The 15,942-nt window shown below is 67.2% G+C and carries 18 protein-coding genes; 12 read left to right on the top strand and 6 right to left on the bottom strand.

From position 1 onward, the window contains the following. The first annotated feature begins 34 nt into the window (after window positions 1–34). The 7 genes from gltX (at window position 35) to ribH (ending at window position 6,119) form a co-directional block, all read left to right on the top strand. Complete coding sequence (gltX, locus tag GTH33_RS05150; RefSeq protein WP_163957382.1) at window positions 35–1,363, top strand: glutamate--tRNA ligase; 1,329 nt, start codon at window positions 35–37, stop codon at window positions 1,361–1,363. 525 nt (window positions 1,364–1,888) lie between these two features. Further along, entirely contained in the window at window positions 1,889–2,560 is a 672-nt protein-coding gene (locus GTH33_RS05145; RefSeq protein WP_163957381.1) for an energy transducer TonB, read from the top strand. 52 nt (window positions 2,561–2,612) lie between these two features. Further along, complete coding sequence (locus tag GTH33_RS05140; RefSeq protein ID WP_163957380.1) at window positions 2,613–2,960, top strand: hypothetical protein; 348 nt, start codon at window positions 2,613–2,615, stop codon at window positions 2,958–2,960. 17 nt (window positions 2,961–2,977) lie between these two features. Continuing rightward, on the top strand, window positions 2,978–3,955 hold the full coding sequence (gene ribD / locus GTH33_RS05135; RefSeq protein WP_163959608.1) for a bifunctional diaminohydroxyphosphoribosylaminopyrimidine deaminase/5-amino-6-(5-phosphoribosylamino)uracil reductase RibD: 978 nt from the start codon (window positions 2,978–2,980) through the stop codon (window positions 3,953–3,955). Further along, window positions 3,940–4,545 carry a riboflavin synthase gene (locus GTH33_RS05130; RefSeq protein ID WP_163957379.1) on the top strand — a complete coding sequence of 202 codons (606 nt, stop codon included), beginning with the start codon at window positions 3,940–3,942 and terminating at the stop codon, window positions 4,543–4,545. Before ribD ends, GTH33_RS05130 begins: the two co-directional genes overlap by 16 nt. Next, entirely contained in the window at window positions 4,535–5,698 is a 1,164-nt protein-coding gene (ribB, locus tag GTH33_RS05125) for a 3,4-dihydroxy-2-butanone-4-phosphate synthase (RefSeq protein ID WP_163957378.1), read from the top strand. The genes GTH33_RS05130 and ribB overlap by 11 nt, the downstream gene beginning before the upstream one ends. Window position 5,699: 1 nt before the next feature. Further along, on the top strand, window positions 5,700–6,119 hold the full coding sequence (gene ribH, locus GTH33_RS05120) for a 6,7-dimethyl-8-ribityllumazine synthase (RefSeq protein WP_163957377.1): 420 nt from the start codon (window positions 5,700–5,702) through the stop codon (window positions 6,117–6,119). A gap of 458 nt (window positions 6,120–6,577) precedes the next feature. On the opposite strand, the gene GTH33_RS05115 is transcribed toward ribH, so the two are convergent. The 3 genes from GTH33_RS05115 to GTH33_RS05105 all read right to left on the bottom strand — a co-directional run bounded on the left by GTH33_RS05115 (window position 6,578) and on the right by GTH33_RS05105 (window position 8,636). Next, a complete protein-coding gene (locus GTH33_RS05115; RefSeq protein ID WP_163957376.1) occupies window positions 6,578–7,945 on the bottom strand; it encodes an ammonium transporter in 1,368 nt (455 codons plus the stop codon). A gap of 11 nt (window positions 7,946–7,956) precedes the next feature. Then, window positions 7,957–8,295, bottom strand: a complete 339-nt coding sequence (locus GTH33_RS05110) for a P-II family nitrogen regulator (RefSeq protein ID WP_163957375.1) — start codon at window positions 8,293–8,295, stop codon at window positions 7,957–7,959. A 134-nt stretch (window positions 8,296–8,429) separates the two neighbouring features. Further along, a complete protein-coding gene (locus tag GTH33_RS05105) occupies window positions 8,430–8,636 on the bottom strand; it encodes a putative signal transducing protein (RefSeq protein ID WP_163957374.1) in 207 nt (68 codons plus the stop codon). Between the two features lie 49 nt (window positions 8,637–8,685). On the opposite strand from GTH33_RS05105, the gene GTH33_RS05100 reads away from it, so the two are divergent. Both GTH33_RS05100 and GTH33_RS05095 read left to right on the top strand, forming a co-directional pair. Continuing rightward, a complete protein-coding gene (locus GTH33_RS05100; protein ID WP_163957373.1) occupies window positions 8,686–8,931 on the top strand; it encodes a type II toxin-antitoxin system CcdA family antitoxin in 246 nt (81 codons plus the stop codon). Then, window positions 8,931–9,221, top strand: coding sequence for a CcdB family protein (locus GTH33_RS05095; RefSeq protein ID WP_163957372.1), 291 nt, complete (start codon window positions 8,931–8,933; stop codon window positions 9,219–9,221). Before GTH33_RS05100 ends, GTH33_RS05095 begins: the two co-directional genes overlap by 1 nt. On the opposite strand, the gene tldD is transcribed toward GTH33_RS05095, so the two are convergent. Beyond that, a complete protein-coding gene (tldD, locus tag GTH33_RS05090; RefSeq protein ID WP_163957371.1) occupies window positions 9,218–10,648 on the bottom strand; it encodes a metalloprotease TldD in 1,431 nt (476 codons plus the stop codon). The two genes, GTH33_RS05095 and tldD, sit on opposite strands and share 4 nt — an antisense overlap. Before the next feature lie 18 nt (window positions 10,649–10,666). Continuing rightward, entirely contained in the window at window positions 10,667–10,900 is a 234-nt protein-coding gene (locus tag GTH33_RS05085; RefSeq protein ID WP_163957370.1) for a zinc-finger domain-containing protein, read from the bottom strand. A 143-nt stretch (window positions 10,901–11,043) separates the two neighbouring features. Between GTH33_RS05085 and GTH33_RS05080 the strand changes: the two genes are divergently transcribed. Together GTH33_RS05080 and nadB are read left to right on the top strand one after the other, a co-directional pair. Next, window positions 11,044–11,967 carry an ABC transporter ATP-binding protein gene (locus GTH33_RS05080; RefSeq protein ID WP_163957369.1) on the top strand — a complete coding sequence of 308 codons (924 nt, stop codon included), beginning with the start codon at window positions 11,044–11,046 and terminating at the stop codon, window positions 11,965–11,967. 189 nt (window positions 11,968–12,156) lie between these two features. Continuing rightward, on the top strand, window positions 12,157–13,749 hold the full coding sequence (nadB, locus tag GTH33_RS05075; protein ID WP_163957368.1) for an L-aspartate oxidase: 1,593 nt from the start codon (window positions 12,157–12,159) through the stop codon (window positions 13,747–13,749). Window positions 13,750–13,792: 43 nt separating this feature from the next. Here the strand turns inward: nadB and GTH33_RS05070 are convergent, their stop codons facing one another. Further along, window positions 13,793–14,308 carry a YciE/YciF ferroxidase family protein gene (locus tag GTH33_RS05070; RefSeq protein WP_163957367.1) on the bottom strand — a complete coding sequence of 172 codons (516 nt, stop codon included), beginning with the start codon at window positions 14,306–14,308 and terminating at the stop codon, window positions 13,793–13,795. Window positions 14,309–14,514: 206 nt separating this feature from the next. On the opposite strand from GTH33_RS05070, the gene GTH33_RS05065 reads away from it, so the two are divergent. After that, on the top strand, window positions 14,515–15,921 hold the full coding sequence (locus GTH33_RS05065; RefSeq protein ID WP_163959607.1) for a S41 family peptidase: 1,407 nt from the start codon (window positions 14,515–14,517) through the stop codon (window positions 15,919–15,921). Window positions 15,922–15,942: the final 21 nt, after the last annotated feature.

Here is a 15,942-nt window from a genome sequence, read left to right as displayed (position 1 = left end):
GTCCATCCGCGGTCCACTGACTAGGCCCGCGATCATGACCGTCACCACCCGTTTCGCCCCTTCCCCCACCGGCCAGCTGCATGTCGGCAACATCCGGGCGGCACTGCACAATTGGATGTTCGCGCGGGGCCGGGGCGGTCGCTTCGTGCTGCGCATCGACGATACCGATGCCGAACGGTCGGAGGAACGGTTCGTCGACGGCATCCTCGCCGATCTCGCCTGGCTGGGGCTCACCCACGATGCGATGGTCCGCCAGTCCGAACGCTTCGCGCTCTATCAGGCGCGATTCGATGCCCTGGTCGCCGCCGGTCGCATCTATCCGGCCTATGAAAGCGCGCAGGAGCTCGACCTCAAGCGCAAGATCCTGCTCGGGCGCGGCCTGCCCCCGGTCTATGACCGCGGTGCGCTGGCACTCACCGATGCCGACAAGGCGCGGCTGGAGGCCGACGGCGTCCGCCCGCACTGGCGCTTCCGGCTGGATCACGACGCGCCGATCGCCTGGGACGACCTGATCCGCGGACCGCAGGCGTTCGACGCGCGCACGATGAGCGACCCGGTCGTCCGCCGTGCCGACGGATCGTGGCTCTATATGCTGCCCTCGGCGATCGACGATGCCGATCTGGGTATCACCCATGTCGTCCGGGGCGAGGATCACGTCTCCAACACCGCGCTGCAATTGCAGATGTTCGATGCGATGCAGGTCGCGCCGCCGTGCTTCGCGCACGAGGCGCTGCTGACCGGGGCGGAGGGCAAATTGTCGAAGCGGCTCGGCTCGCTCGGCGTCGAGCATTTCCGCGAATCCGGGATCGAGCCGCAGGCGGTGATCGCCCTGCTCGCGCGCATCGGCACCAGCGACCCGGTCGAGCCGATCGCCGATCCCGCGCCGCTGATCGCCGCGTTCGATTTCGCCCGCTTCGGGCGCGCGCCGGCCCGCTTCGACGAGGCGGAACTGGCGCAGGTCAATGCCCGCATCGTCCACCAACTGCCCCACGACGCGGTCGCCGATCGCCTGCCCGCCGGCATGGGCGCGGCGGAATGGGATGCGGTCCGCCCCAATCTGTCGAGCGTCGCCGAGGCGGCGGACTGGTGGCGGGTGATCGAGGGGCCGGTCGACGCCCCCGCCCCCGACGATGAGACTCGCGCCTATCTGGCGCAGGCGGCGACGCTCGCCGCCTCGATCGATTGGGCGGGCGATCCCTGGCACGCCCTCACCGCCGCGCTGAAGGACGTGACCGGCCGCAAGGGCAAGGCGCTGTTCCTGCCGCTGCGCCAGGCCCTCACCGGGCTCGACCACGGCCCCGACATGGCGGCGCTGCTGCCGCTGATCGGCCGCGAACGCACGATGGCAAGGCTGTCGGGCTGATCCGGCGCTGCGGACATAGCGACCCCAACGGGATGGTCGCTGCCCCATTCCCGTCATGCCGGACCGGTTCCGGCATCCACTGCGCCGCGAACGCGAAAGCCGTGATGGCACGGAACGGTGAACCCGCGACCCGTCGGGGACTATCGGCAGGAACGGTATAGCCACCGAACCCGTCCGGGGTGGCGGGACGATGTACCCGCCCAGTCGCCCGCCAAACGCTATGGGGGCAGGACATAGAGACGTAAGTGTCCACGCGAAGGCGCGGAGAACGCAGAGCTGTATGGCCCCGGGCAAAGCGCCCCTGTCGTTTCCGCTGATCGGATAGGAAGAACGGGCGATACGATCAACGCATCACCTCCGCGCCTCCGCGTGAACCATTGCGCCCGGCATCGATCGCCCGAAGACGTACCACCGCTCCACGCCCGCAACGATACAACATCACTGCTTGACGTCGTAACGATACAACGTACCATCGCATTCCCAAGGAGACGCAATCGAGTCGATACGCAACGAAGGAGACGGATCATGTACGCAGACCGCTACGCCAAGCCGACCCGTTTCAACCCCGGTGGCCTCACCGCCGCCGTCGCGATCAATGCGGGGCTGATCGCCGCGCTGATGTTCGCGGGGCCGACGATCCTGCCGACCGACCCGATCCGCACCCTGATCACCACCAACATCCCGATCGACCAGCCGCCGCCCGATCCGCCGAAACCGCAGCCCAAGACGGTGGACGTCGTCGCGACCCGACCAACCGAGACGGTTGTCGCCCCCGACCCGGTCGTCCCGACGCCGGCGAACAGCGACCTCGTCACCACCACGACGATCGCGCCCACGCCGCCGACCCCGATCGTCGGCGTCGATCCCGGCCCCGTCGTGATCGCCACGCCTGCCCCCCTGCCGCCGCTGATCGGTCCGCAGGTCGATCCGCGCTACGCCAGCGCGTTTCAGCCGACCTATCCGCCCGCCGAGCGCCGTGCGAACCGGGACGGCAAGGTCACCGTCCGGGTGCTGGTCGGCATCGACGGCCGGGTGAAGCAGATCGAGCGGATCAGCGCGACCAGCGACGCCTTCTGGCAGGTGACGCAGGACCGCGCGCTGCGGTCCTGGCGCTTCCGGCCCGCCACCCGCGGCGACGTGCCGGTGGAGGCGTGGCGCACGATGGCGCTCACCTTCCGCATGGAGGATACCGAATAGGGCGCATGCCGGGGGACTGGCCTAGCCGCCCCGGTTCCCTATCTTCGCGGGCATGCAGTTCTTCAGCCGCTTCTCGCCGATCCGCGCCTACAAGGACCTGCGTCTGTTCCTCGCCGGGCGTCAGCCGTACGAACTGGGCTTCCTGGCGCTGGCGATGGGGGTCACGGGCTTCTTCGTCTATGCCTTCATGCGCAACGACATCCCGCCCGAACCCTATTCGCCCAACATCATCTACTTCAACAACTACCGGGCCGACCGCACCGATGCGCAGATCAAGGCGCAGCAGGCTATCGACAAGGTCGAACAGGACAAGCGCATCGCCGCGCAAAAGGCGCGCGAGGACAAATTGCGCAGCCAGTTCAAGCAGGTCGACGACGCGATGAGCAAGTGGGGGCTCTGACCGCCGATCATCGCTGGATGGGCGCGGCACTGGCGCTCGGCGAACGATCGCGGGGCCGGACGACCCCCAATCCCAACGTCGGCTGCGTGATCGTTCACGATGGCCGCGTCGTCGGGCGCGGATGGACGCAGCCGGGTGGCCGCCCGCATGCCGAGGCGATGGCGCTGGCGGCGGCCGGCGGCGCGGCGCGCGGCGCGACCGCCTACACCACGCTCGAACCCTGTGCGCATGTCTCGGCCCGCGGCCCGGCCTGTTCGGACCTGCTGATCGCCGCTGGCGTCGCGCGCGTCGTGGTGGCGCTGGGCGACCCCGACCCGCGGACCGATCGCTTCGGGCTGGCACGGCTGCGCGACGCCGGCATCGCGGTGAGCCACGGCGTGCGGGCGGACGATGCGGCGCGCGGCATGGCGGGATTCCTCACCCGCCAGCGGCTGGCACGACCAGCGGTGACGCTGAAGCTCGCCACGTCGCTCGACGGCTGCATCGCGCTGGCGGACGGCACCAGCCGATGGATCACCGGTGCGCAGGCGCGCGCGCACGCGCATCTGGAACGCAGCCGGCATGACGCGATCCTGGTCGGTCGCGCGACCTGGGACGTGGACGCGCCGACGCTCGACGTCCGCCTGCCGGGACTGGAGGACAGGGCGCCGATGCGGGTCATCCTGTCCGCGCGCCCGTCCGCAGCTGCGCCGCCGGACGAGGAGGCACGCCCGCCCATCCGGATCACCGGTCCCGAACAGATCGCCGCCCTTCCCGCCGACCATGTCCTGATCGAGGGCGGCGCCGCCGCCGCCGCGTTCCTGCGCGCCGATCTGGTCGACCGGCTGCTGCTCTACCGTGCCCCGATCCTGATCGGCGGCGGCAATCCGGCGATCCGCGACATCGGCCTCGACGATCTCGGAACGGCACATGGCCGCTGGCGATTGCACGATGCGCGGCAGCTTGGCACCGATCGAGTCGAGGTATACGAGCGCAGCCCATGTTCACCGGCATAGTCAGCGATATCGGCACCATCGAATCGGTCGAGAGCCGCGGCGATACCCGTCTGCGCATCGCCACCGCCTATGATACCGACACGATCGACCTGGGCGCGTCGATCGCCTGTTCGGGCGTCTGCCTGACGGTCGTCGACAAGGGGCCGGGATGGTTCGACATGCAGGTGTCGGCCGAAACGATCCGCCGCACCGCGCGCGATCAGTGGACGGCGGGCCGCCGGCTTAACCTCGAACGCGCGATGAAGCTGGGCGACGAGCTGGGCGGGCATATCGTCACCGGCCACGTCGATGGCATCGCCGAGGTGCTCGACGTCGCGCCCGAGGGCGAATCGCATCGGATCGTGCTTGCGGTGCCGAAGGACCTCGCCCCGTTCATCGCGCCAAAGGGGTCGATCACCATCGACGGCGTGTCGCTGACCGTCAACACGGTCGAGGATCATGCCGACGCGACGCATTTTTCGGTCAACCTCATCCCCCACACCCAGGCGGTCACCACGCTCGGCACCCTCGCCCGGGGCCGGATGGTGAATATCGAGATCGATGTGCTCGCCCGCTACCTGCAACGTATGGAGCATTACCGTGGCCGCTAAGCCTGACCTGTCGCGCCTGCGCCACGCCTTCCTGTCGAGCCCCGAAGAGATCATCGACGAGGCGCGCAACGGCCGCATGTTCATCCTGGTCGACGACGAGGATCGCGAGAACGAGGGCGACCTGGTCATCCCGGCGCAGATGGCGACGCCGGAAAAGATCAACTTCATGGCCAAGCACGGCCGTGGCCTCATCTGCCTCGCGCTGACCCGGAAGCGCGTCGACGAACTCGGCCTGTCGTTGATGAGCCGCAACAACGGCACGCGGTACGAAACCGCCTTCACCACCTCGATCGAGGCGCGCGACGGCGTCACCACCGGCATCTCCGCCGCCGATCGCGCGCGGACCGTCGCGGTGGCGATCGATTCGTCCAAGTCGCGCGACGAGATCGTGACGCCGGGCCACGTCTTTCCGCTGGTCGCGCGCGACGGCGGCGTGCTGGTGCGCACCGGCCATACCGAGGCGGCGGTCGACGTTTCGCGCCTCGCTGGCCTCAACCCCTCGGGCGTGATCTGCGAGATCATGAACGAGGACGGGACGATGGCGCGCCTCGACGATCTCGTGACGTTCGCGCAGTTCCACAACCTCAAGATCGGTACGATCCGCGACCTGATCGCCTATCGCCGCCGCTACGACCATCTCGTCGAAAAGCGCGCCGAGGCGAAGTTCACCAGCCGCTGGGGCGGCGAGTGGACCGCGATGACCTATTGGAACAAGGCGACGGGCAGCGAACAGATCGCGCTGGTCAAGGGCAAGGTCGATCCGACCAGGCCGACGCTGGTGCGGATGCACGCGCTCTCGACCTTCGCCGACATCTTCGGCGAGGACGGCGATCGCGGCACCCTGCTGCAACGCTCAATGGAGATCATCGCGGCCGACGGCGCCGGCGTGATCGTCGTCATCAACCGGCCGCGGACCGACCAGTTCACGATCGCGCTCCAGGCACAGGCCGGCACCCTGCCCAAGGAGGATATGGAGGAATTGCGCGACTATGGCGTCGGCGCGATGATCCTCACCGAACTGGGCGTCGAAGAGATGGTGCTGCTCACCAACACCCATCACACCCTGGTCGGCCTCGATGGCTATGGCCTGTCGATCGTCGGCGAACGCGCCATCGATACGCCCCCCGAAACATCACTGACGACGGAGGCCTGACATGGCCCATGTGCTCATCGTGGAAGCGCGCTTCTACGACCATCTCAACGACATGCTCGTCGCCGGCGCCCGCGCCGCGATCGAGGCGGCGGGCCACACCCACGATACGGTGACCGTGCCGGGCGCGCTGGAAGTCCCCGGCGCGATCGCGCTGGCATCGGACGGCGATAGCTACGACGCCTTCGTCGCGCTGGGCGTGGTGATCCGCGGCGAAACCTATCATTTCGAAATCGTCGCGAACGAAAGCGCCCGCGGCATCATGGCGCTGACGCTGGACGGCCTCGCGATCGGCAACGGCATCCTCACCACCGAGAACGAAGCGCAGGCGATCGTCCGCGCCGACCCGGCACAACTCGACAAGGGTGGCGGCGCGGCGCAGGCAGCACTCGCCATGCTGGCATTGCGCGACCGGCTCGCCTGACCCGCCGTCACCTGGCCCCGTTCCTGGGGCCACCCTTCGGCGAGACGCGTCGAGCGTAACATCTCAAGCGAAGCCGCGAAGAGCAAGAACGAAGGGCTTCACGCGGAGGCGCAGAGACAGTGTGGGCGGCGCAGCCGCCTATTCTCATCGCGAATAGACCTGTTGGCCAGCGCTACGTACGCCTGAAACGCGACACCTCCGCGCCTCCGCGCCTCCGCGCCTCCGCGTGAAAATACCTTCTCCTCCCCCCTTCGCGTCTTCGCGTCTTCGCGTGAAACACGTTCTCCTCTTCTAGGCACGTCGCTACGCTGCGCCGTCGCGTGACACACCATCGCTCCGCCCCCCGCGCGCATCCGACGAAAAAAGACCCGGTACGTCGCCGTACCGGGCCAGGGTCGTCCGCAGGAGGAACCTCGTTGGGGCGCGGGGGTCTCATGCCCCCGCGCCCGATCGGTGGATCAGTTGTAGGCGCGCTCGCCGTGTTCGCCGAGGTCGAGGCCTTCCTGCTCGACTTCGGGAGCGACACGCAGGCCGGTGAGCGCCTTGGCGATCAGGATCGCGATCACGGTGCCGATCGTCGCCCAGATGGTGGTGACGACCACCGCCTCGACCTGGACCAGCAGCTTGGCGCCCATCGCATAATCGGCAGCGCCGGGGCCGCCCAGCGAGGGGGCGTAGACGATGCCGGTGCCGATCGCGCCGACCATGCCGCCGATGCCGTGCACGCCGAACGCGTCGAGCGCGTCGTCATAGCCCAGCTTCGGCTTCAGCACCGATACCGCGAAGAAGCACACCAGCGAAGCGACGGCACCCAGCACGATCGCGCCGAATGGCCCGGAATTGCCGGCGGCCGGCGTCACCGCGACCAGTCCGGCGACGATGCCCGAGCAGAAGCCCAGCGCCGAACCCTTGTGGCCGCGCAGGCGCTCGGCCAGCATCCAGAACAGCGCGCCCGATGCGGTGGCGACGAAGGTGTTGATCATCGCCAGCCCTGCCGAACCGTTGGCCTCGAGCGCCGACCCGGCGTTGAAGCCGAACCAGCCCACCCACAGCAGGCCGGTGCCGACCGCGGTCAGCGTCAGCGAGTGCGGCGGCATCGGCGTCGTCGGATAGCCCATGCGCTTGCCCAGCATGATGCTGGCGACCAGCGCCGAGACGCCGGCATTGATGTGCACCACGGTGCCGCCGGCGAAATCGAGCGCGCCCGCCTTGAAGAAGAAGCCGGACGAGGCCCAGACCATGTGCGCGATCGGGAAATAGACGATCGTCAGCCACACCGCGGCAAAGGCCATGACGGCGGAGAACTTCATCCGCTCCACCACCGAACCCAGCACCAGCGCGACGGTGATCGCCGCGAAGGTCATCTGGAAACAGATGAAGACATATTCGGGAATCTCGACCCCGGCGGTGAAGGTCGCCGCCTGCGACGCCGGCGTCACACCCTTCAGGAACGCCTTGTCCAGGCTGCCGATCACGTTCGACAGGCCGCTGGTGAGGTCCGGCCCGAACGCGAGGCTGTAGCCGTACATCACCCACAACAGCATCGCCAGGCTGGCGACCGCGCCGATCTGCGTCATCACCGACAGCATGTTCTTGGCCCGGGTGAGACCGCCGTAGAACAGCGCGAGGCCCGGCAGGATCATCATCATGACGAGGACGGTCGATGTCATCATCCAGGCGGTGTCGCCCTTGTTGACGGTCGCGACGACCGGCGCGGCGGCAGCCGGCGGCGCCTGCAACGCGGCATCCTGCGCCCAGGCGGGCATGGCGGCGAACGCCAGGGCGGTCAGCCCCGCTGCACCCGCGACTTTGAAAGCATGCTTCATCCTATACCCCCTCAGAGCGCTGAATCGTCGGTTTCACCGGTGCGGATGCGCACCGCCTGACCGACGTCGAGCACGAAGATCTTGCCGTCGCCGATCGCGCCGGTGTTCGCCGATGCCTGGATCGCCTCGACCACGCGGGGCGCGAGATCGGCGGCGCAGACCACCTCGATCTTGATCTTGGGCACCATGTTGGTGCTGTATTCGGCGCCGCGATAGATTTCGGTCTGGCCCTTCTGGCGGCCGAACCCCTTGACCTCGGTAACCGTCATCCCCGCCACGCCCAACGTGGTGAGCGCTTCCCTCACCTCGTCCAGTTTGAACGGCTTGATGATCGCAATGACCAGCTTCATCCCTGCCCCCTCGATTGTCCGGAGGGCAGCATCGCAATCATCGTGCCAGCCGCGAAACGACGGTGTCAGGCGGGCAGGATGGCCCGGGGATCACCCCCAAACGATAGAATAATAAGCAGCCCGGCGGCGCTGCCTCAAATTTGGGCAGCGGCGACGATGGCCTGAGCGGCGTCCAGATCGTCCTCGTCCACCATCACCCGCACCGGGATCAGCAGATAGCTGCCATCGGCGATGCTCGCCCCGCCGTCGAAGGCGATCGCGTCGATCCCTTCGGCATCCAGCCGCCCGACGATGATGTTGGCGAGGTTGCGGTCGTAGCGACCAAGTTCGACGATGCTCATGGGGAATGCCTTCATTGACGCACACGGATCATGCGCATAATTTCAACGGATGAGACACGATCCGATCTCGCCGAACAAGCGCAAGTCCGTCAATCTGTCGATCGACACCGGCATCGTCGCCGCGGCGCGGGAGGCGGGCGTCAATCTTTCCCGGGTTACCGAGGCCGCACTGCGCGTCGCTGTCAAAGACGCCCGCGAACAACGCTGGCGCGAGGAGAATCGGGAAGCGATCGAACGTTTCACCAACTGGTACGAAGACCAAGGTGATCCGCTGGCCCATCTTGCGTCGCTCTGATGGCGCAATTCGACGCGCTTCGGGTGACCGGCAACGTGATCGTGCTGGACTGCCAATCCAATTTCCTCGCCGACCTGCCGACCCGCTTCGTCGTACCGCTGCGCAAGCTCGACCACATCGACCTCGCGCGCCTGACCCCGACCTTCATCGTTGGCGGTGAGCCACTCACGATGATAACGCCGCTGGCGCGCAGCATCGCCAAACGCGACATTCTGGGAACAGTCCAGAGCCTGGCCGAGCACGAATATGAGATCAAGGCCGCGATCGACCTGCTCGTGACGGGCTTTTAACCCGTCGCCGTCCCGCCGACCGTCAGTCCATCGACCAGCAACGTCGGCTGGCCCACGCCCGCCGGTACGCTTTGCCCGCCCTTGCCGCACACGCCGATGCCCTCGTCCAGTGCGAAATCGTTGCCGATCCCCGTCACCTTGGTCAGCACAGTGGGGCCATCGCCGATCAGCGTCGCGCCCTTGATCGGGGCGCCGATCCGGCCGTCCTCGATCATATACGCCTCGGTGCAGCTGAAGACGAACTTGCCCGAGACGATATCGACCTGCCCGCCGCCGAAGCTCTTGGCGAAAATGCCGCGCTTGACGCGGGCGAGCAGCTCGGCGGGATCGTCCTTGCCGCCCTTCATGAACGTGTTGGTCATGCGCGGCATCGGCGCATGCGCGAAGCTTTCGCGGCGGCCGTTCCCGGTCGGCGCGACTCCCATCAGCCGCGCGTTGAGCCGGTCCTGCATATAGCCCTTGAGGATGCCGTCCTCGATCAGCACCGTCTCGCCGGTCGGCGTGCCCTCGTCGTCGATCGACAGCGAACCGCGGCGATCCTGGATCGATCCGTCATCCACCACCGTCACGCCCGGCGCGGCGACGCGTTCGCCGACCCGGCCGGAGAAGGCGGACGTGCCCTTGCGGTTGAAGTCGCCCTCCAGCCCATGGCCGATCGCCTCGTGCAGCACGATGCCCGGCCAGCCGGGTCCGAGCAGCACGGTCATCTCGCCCGCCGGCGCCGCGACCGAATCGAGGTTGACGAGGGCATGCGCCAACGCCTCGTCGATGCCGCGATTCCATACGCTCGCATCGAACAATCGGTCGTACAGGTAGCGACCGCCGATCCCGAACGTCCCCGTCTCGCGGCGGCCGTTCTGCTCGACGACGATCTGGATGTTCAATCGCACCAGCGGCCGCACGTCGGTGGCGACGAAGCCGTCCGGCCGGACGATCTCGACGACGCTCCACGTTCCCGACAGCCCGACCGACACCTGCGCGACGCGCGGGTCGCGCGCGCGCGCCGCGGCGTCGATCGTCTGGCACAAATTCACCTTGTCGGCGAACGGCACCAGGTCGAGCGGATCGGCAGCGGTATAGAGGTGGCGGTTATTGCCCTGCGGCGGCGGTGCCTTGGCACTCGTCGTCGGATCGATCAGCGCCATCGTCTCGCCCGCGCGCTTGATCGCCGCCTCGGACAGTTCGTTGGCATGGGCAAAGGCGGTCATCTCGCCCGATACCGCGCGCAGGCCGAACCCCGCATTGGTGTCGTAGCTTGCCGTCTTCAGCCGCCCGTCGTCGAAGCCGAACGCCTCTGCCCGGCGATATTGCAGGTACAATTCGCCGTCGTCGGCCCTGCCCAGCGCCTCGGCGGTCAGGCGAAGCGCGGCATCCGGCGACAGGGCATCGCGATACAGGAACGAGCGGGGATCGGCAGCAAGTGTCATGCCCGCAATATAGGGGCGTTAAACGCTCGCGCCATCCGGATGATCGGGCAGTTTCGATTGGTCGGCGTGATCCGCCGGTCCGCCGATCAGCACGAAGCGCCGATCGCAATAGCCGCAGTCGACATAGCCGTCCTCGTCGATCTGGAGGAACACCCGCGGATGGCCGAGTGCGGCGCCGCCGGGAATGTCGGTGGCGCCATCGCAGGCGACACGGCGCTGGGAGACGCGGACGGTTTCGGGCGGCGGGATCATGGCGCAGCGGATAGCAAGGGAGGCGCGTGCCTTCAATCCTTCCCGCTCATCCCTCCTCCGTCATGCCCGCGCCGCCGGGCATGACGATCGCGATTGATGGCGCCGCCACTTGCGCCGCATCGCGATCGGCGTATTCCGCGCTCATGACCGAGGCCGCGATCCGCATCCAGAACCTCTGCAAGACCTATCAGGGCGGCAAGCGCGCCCTCGACGGGGTCACGTTCGACGTGCCTCGCGGCCAGATCTTCGGGCTGCTCGGCCCCAATGGCGCGGGCAAGTCGACGCTCATCAATATCCTGGCGGGGCTGGTCAACAAGACCGCCGGCAGTGCCGAAATCTGGGGGTTCGACATCGATGCCCATCCCCGCAATGCCAAGGCGTCGATCGGCATCGTCAACCAGGAAATCCTGTTCGATCCGTTCTTCACGCCGATCGAGACGCTGGAGATCCAGGCCGGCCTGTACGGCGTCCCCAAGGCGCAGCGCCGGTCGATGGAGCTGCTGCGCGCGGTCCATCTGGAGGACAAGGCCAGGGCATACGCCCGCACCCTGTCGGGCGGCATGAAGCGGCGGCTGATGGTGGCGAAGGCGATGGTCCATTCGCCGCCCGTATTGGTGCTCGACGAACCGACCGCGGGTGTCGACATCGAATTGCGCCAGCAGCTGTGGGCCTATGTGCGCCAGTTGAACGATGCCGGCGTCACCGTGGTCCTCACCACCCATTATCTGGAAGAGGCGGAGGAACTCTGCGACCGGATCGCGATCATCAACCACGGCACGCTGATCGCCAACGAACCGACCCGCGAACTGGTCGGCAAGGCGCAGGAAAAGGTCGTCTCGGTGACCGTCGACCGCGATGTCGCGACGCTCCCCGCCAATGCCTGCTTCGGCAAGATCGTCCTGCGCGGCACGCGAACGCTGGAAATTACCTACGCCAAGGATCGCGTCAACGCCGGCGAAGTGCTGGCCGCGGTGCAGCACGACGGCTTCGGCATCGTCGACGTGACGACCAAGGAACCCGATCTGGAAGACGTCTTCCTCAGCCTGACGCGCGCCGCCAACGTCTAGCCTTGCCATCAGGCAACAGGCTTTCGAAACGCCGCGAATATCCGCCTGTCCTACACCCGACCATCTGTGCCACAGGGCGATGATGCACCGGCTCCCGATCCTCGCCACCCGTTTCCGCGCCGGCGGCTGCGGCGCGCGTTTCCAACCGCGACGTAGTGTCAACTTCGACAACTTCCGCGACCTGACCCGATGAGCGACTCGGCGCGCACCAGCGACGTTCTCATCGTCGGCTCCGGCGCGGCGGGGCTCACCGCCGCGCTCAATCTCGCCGATCGCTTCACGGTGACCGTGCTCGCCAAGGGCGCGCTCAACGAAGGGTCGACCGCCTGGGCGCAGGGCGGGATCGCCGCGGTGCTGGAGCCGGGCGACACGTTCGAACACCATGTCGAGGACACGATGGTCGCCGGCGCCGGTCTCAACGACCGCGACGTGGTCGAATTCGTGGTCGAGGGCGCGCCCGCCGCGATCCAGCGGCTTGCCCAACTGGGCGTTCCCTTCGCCACCGATGGCAATGCGCTCCACCTCACCCGTGAAGGGGGTCATTCGCACCGCCGCATCGTGCACGTCGCCGACGCCACCGGCTGGGCGGTGCAGGAAGCGCTGCAACGCGCCGCAGAGGCGCACCCCAACATCACGCTGGTCCCCGATCAGGTCGCGATCGACCTTGCCACCAGTCGCCACGAACAACGCTATTCGGGCGCGGGCAACGTCTGGGGCGTCTATGCGGTCGATCGGGGGACGGGACGCGTCAACCTCTACACCGCTAGGGCGACGGTGCTCGCCACCGGCGGCGCGGGGCGGACCTACCTGTTCTCCACCGCCCCGCGCGGCGCAACCGGGGACGGCATCGCGATGGCATGGCGGGCCGGTGCGCGCGTCTCCAACATGGAGATGATGCAGTTCCACCCGACCTGCCTCTACCATCTCGAGGTCAAGAACTTCCTGATCACCGAGGCGGTGCGCGGCGAGGGCGGACGGCTCATCAATCCGACCACCGGCAAGCGCTTCATGTCCTATTACGATGCCGAACGGATGGAGCTGGCCCCGCGCGACGTCGTGGCGCGCGCGATCGATGCCGAGATCAAGCGCTATGGCCTCGACTATGTCCATCTCGACATCAGCCACATGCCGGCGGACTTCATCCGCAGCCATTTCCCCAACATCCACGAAAAATTGCTGGGCCTGGGGCTTGATATGACGACGCAGCCGATCCCGGTCGTGCCGGCGCAGCATTATACCTGCGGCGGAATCGTCATCGACCGCGACGGACGCACCGACCTGCCCGGGCTCTATGCGGCGGGCGAATGTACCGAGAGCGGCCTGCACGGCGCCAACCGCCTCGCCTCCAATTCCCTGCTCGAATGCTTCGTCTTCGGCGAGGCGTGCGCCGACCATATCGCCGCGCACTGGGACGCGCTGCCACCGGTGCCGGTGATCCGGCCGTGGGACGAGAGCCGCGTCGCGGATTCGGACGAGGAAGTGGTCATCAAGCAGAACTGGACGGAAATCCGCCGCTTCATGTGGAATTACGTCGGCATCGTCCGCACCACCAAACGGCTGGAGCGCGCCCAGCATCGCATCCAGATGCTGACCGGCGAAGTTGCTGATTATTACGGACATTTCCGCGTCACGCCCGACCTGATCGAACTGCGGAACCTGTTGCAGACCGCCGAACTGATCGTGCGCTCGGCGCTGCACCGGCACGAGAGCCGCGGGCTGCACTATACGCTGGACTATCCCGGAACGCTGCCCGACGCGGTGGATACGGTGCTCGTACCATGACGTACGACGCCCGGCGACGACATGCCGCCGGGCGTCCGGGCGATCACGCAGACGCGCGCTCCGCCTGCGCGTTGATCGTGCCGGTGGCGAGCTGGGTCAGCTTGTCGTTGGTCGCCTTTTCCTCATCCAGCGTCTCCTGCAGGATCGCGGCGACGTCGGATTTGCCGAGCTGCCGCGCCCAGGTGATGAGCGTGCCGTATCGGGCGATCTCGTAATGCTCGACCGCCTGCGCCGCCGCGGTCAACGCCGCGTCCAGCACCGCCTTGTCGCTGACCTCGCCGGCGACTTCGTTGGCTTCCTTGATGATACCGTCGATCGCGGGGCAGGTGACGCCCTTGGGCTGCATGCCTTCGATGTCGAACACGCGGCGCAGGCGCTCGATCTGCCCTTCCGTTTCGCGCAGATGCTGCTCGAAACCCTGGCGCAGCGTCACATCGGTCGCCTTGTCGATCATCTTGGGCAGCGCCTTGGTGATCTGCTGTTCGGCGTAATACAGGTCTTCGAGCTGGTGGACGTACAGATCGTGGAAAGTCGAGATATCCTTGCTGAACAAGCCCATGGTCCGTCTCCGTTTTGTTTTGAAGGTGCGGAGGCGCAACGAGCGGCGGATCGCGCCGGTTGCGGTGAAAGCGGCTGATCGAGGTTAGCAAGGAGGCCGGTCCTTGCCATTGCCAACCTCGATCGGCGGGGCATAGGGTCGGTGACCCGGATGGGAGAGAATCGGTGGCGGTACGGCGTTCGGTGACGTTCCTGGCAGCGGCCGCGATGTTGGCGGGGTGCGGCGGTGGCGATGGCGGATCGTCGGGCTCCAATGCGAGCGGCGGATCGACGACCGCCGGCACGCCGACGCCCACGGCCGCCGCGGGGTGCACGCTGCGCGAGCGCCAGGATTGGGTCGCCGCGCAATTGCGCGAATGGTATCTGTTCCCAGACACGCTGCCGGCCAGCCTGGACCCGACGCCGTACGCCAGCGTCGATACCTATCTGAATGCGCTGACCGCGACGGCGCGGGCGCAGCGCAAGGATCGGTATTTCACCTATCTGACCTCGATCAAGGAAGAGAACGCCTATTACACGTCCGGCTCCAGCGCCGGTTTCGGCTGGCGGCTGGGGCTCGACAGCAACGCGCGGCTGTTCGTCACCGAGGCGTTCGAGGGTGCGTCGGCGTTGGCGGCGGGCATCGATCGCGGTGCGGAGATCCTGGCGATCGGCACCTCGACCAGCGACCTCAAGACGGTGAGCAGCCTGTACGCGGCGGGCGGCAGCGTGCTCAGCGATGCGCTGGGTCCCGACACGGCCGGCACGACGCGATATTTCCAGATCCGCGATGCAGCGGGCACGCGGACCGTGTCGGTCAGCAAATCCGATTTTACGCTGATGCCGGTATCCAGCCGCTACGGCAGCCAGATCATCACCGACGGTGGCCAGCGCTACGGCTATGTCAACCTGCGCACGTTCATCGACACCGCCGACCCCGCGTTGCGGACCGCGTTCGCGCAATTCCGGGCCGCGGGGATCACCAATATCATCGTCGACCTGCGCTACAACGGCGGCGGCCTTGTCAGGATCGCGGAACTGATGAGCAACCTGCTGGGTGCCAATCGCGCGACGTCCGAAGTCATCAGCTACACCACGTTCCGCAGCGAGAAGGCGTCGAACAACGAAACGACGTTCTTCGCGCCCCAGCCGCAATCGGTCGCCCCGACCAGGGTCGCCTTCATCGGTACCGGCGGCACCGCATCGGCGAGTGAATTCGTCATCAACGCCTTCATCCCCTACCTCCACGCCAACGCCGCACTGATCGGCACCAACACCTATGGCAAGCCGGTCGGGCAGATCGCGCTCGACAAGGCGGCATGCGACGACCGGCTGCGCGTGATCGCCTTCGCATTGCAGAATTCGGCGCGTCAGGGCGCCTATTACGACGGCCTTGCCAATACCGTGGAGGCGAGCTGTCGGGCGGCGGACGACCTTAGCTATCCGATGGGCGATCCGCGCGAGGCATCGACGCGATCGGCGCTCGATTTCCTGCAGGGCAAGAGCTGTACGCGGATCGGCGCATCCGCCAGTGCGGACGTGCGCGCGACGTCGACGGCGGCGGTGAGCCGTGTCGCGCTGGCGCCCAATGGCGAGATGTCGACCGCGCAGCGCGAGGTGCCGGGGCTGTTCTGATCGTAGGGCACCACGCACGGG

The sequence above is a fragment of the Sphingomonas insulae genome, from assembly GCF_010450875.1.
GTDB classification, from domain to species: domain Bacteria; phylum Pseudomonadota; class Alphaproteobacteria; order Sphingomonadales; family Sphingomonadaceae; genus Sphingomonas; species Sphingomonas insulae.
This window is presented reverse-complemented; position numbering and strand designations above follow the sequence as displayed.

What these genes read in the sequence shown, in the direction of transcription:
- GTH33_RS05085 (WP_163957370.1), bottom strand. Translation starts at nt 10,900, where the DNA reads ATGATCCCGCCGCCCGAAACCGTCCGCGTCTCCCAGCGCCGTGTCGCC.
- GTH33_RS05065 (WP_163959607.1), top strand. Translation starts at nt 14,515, where the DNA reads ATGTTGGCGGGGTGCGGCGGTGGCGATGGCGGATCGTCGGGCTCCAAT.
- tldD (WP_163957371.1), bottom strand. Translation starts at nt 10,648, where the DNA reads ATGACACTTGCTGCCGATCCCCGCTCGTTCCTGTATCGCGATGCCCTG.
- GTH33_RS05110 (WP_163957375.1), bottom strand. Translation starts at nt 8,295, where the DNA reads ATGAAGCTGGTCATTGCGATCATCAAGCCGTTCAAACTGGACGAGGTG.
- GTH33_RS05105 (WP_163957374.1), bottom strand. Translation starts at nt 8,636, where the DNA reads ATGAGCATCGTCGAACTTGGTCGCTACGACCGCAACCTCGCCAACATC.
- ribD (WP_163959608.1), top strand. Translation starts at nt 2,978, where the DNA reads ATGGGCGCGGCACTGGCGCTCGGCGAACGATCGCGGGGCCGGACGACC.
- GTH33_RS05145 (WP_163957381.1), top strand. Translation starts at nt 1,889, where the DNA reads ATGTACGCAGACCGCTACGCCAAGCCGACCCGTTTCAACCCCGGTGGC.
- GTH33_RS05140 (WP_163957380.1), top strand. Translation starts at nt 2,613, where the DNA reads ATGCAGTTCTTCAGCCGCTTCTCGCCGATCCGCGCCTACAAGGACCTG.
- ribH (WP_163957377.1), top strand. Translation starts at nt 5,700, where the DNA reads ATGGCCCATGTGCTCATCGTGGAAGCGCGCTTCTACGACCATCTCAAC.
- gltX (WP_163957382.1), top strand. Translation starts at nt 35, where the DNA reads ATGACCGTCACCACCCGTTTCGCCCCTTCCCCCACCGGCCAGCTGCAT.
- GTH33_RS05095 (WP_163957372.1), top strand. Translation starts at nt 8,931, where the DNA reads ATGGCGCAATTCGACGCGCTTCGGGTGACCGGCAACGTGATCGTGCTG.
- GTH33_RS05100 (WP_163957373.1), top strand. Translation starts at nt 8,686, where the DNA reads ATGAGACACGATCCGATCTCGCCGAACAAGCGCAAGTCCGTCAATCTG.
- GTH33_RS05070 (WP_163957367.1), bottom strand. Translation starts at nt 14,308, where the DNA reads ATGGGCTTGTTCAGCAAGGATATCTCGACTTTCCACGATCTGTACGTC.
- nadB (WP_163957368.1), top strand. Translation starts at nt 12,157, where the DNA reads ATGAGCGACTCGGCGCGCACCAGCGACGTTCTCATCGTCGGCTCCGGC.
- GTH33_RS05130 (WP_163957379.1), top strand. Translation starts at nt 3,940, where the DNA reads ATGTTCACCGGCATAGTCAGCGATATCGGCACCATCGAATCGGTCGAG.
- GTH33_RS05080 (WP_163957369.1), top strand. Translation starts at nt 11,044, where the DNA reads ATGACCGAGGCCGCGATCCGCATCCAGAACCTCTGCAAGACCTATCAG.
- GTH33_RS05115 (WP_163957376.1), bottom strand. Translation starts at nt 7,945, where the DNA reads ATGAAGCATGCTTTCAAAGTCGCGGGTGCAGCGGGGCTGACCGCCCTG.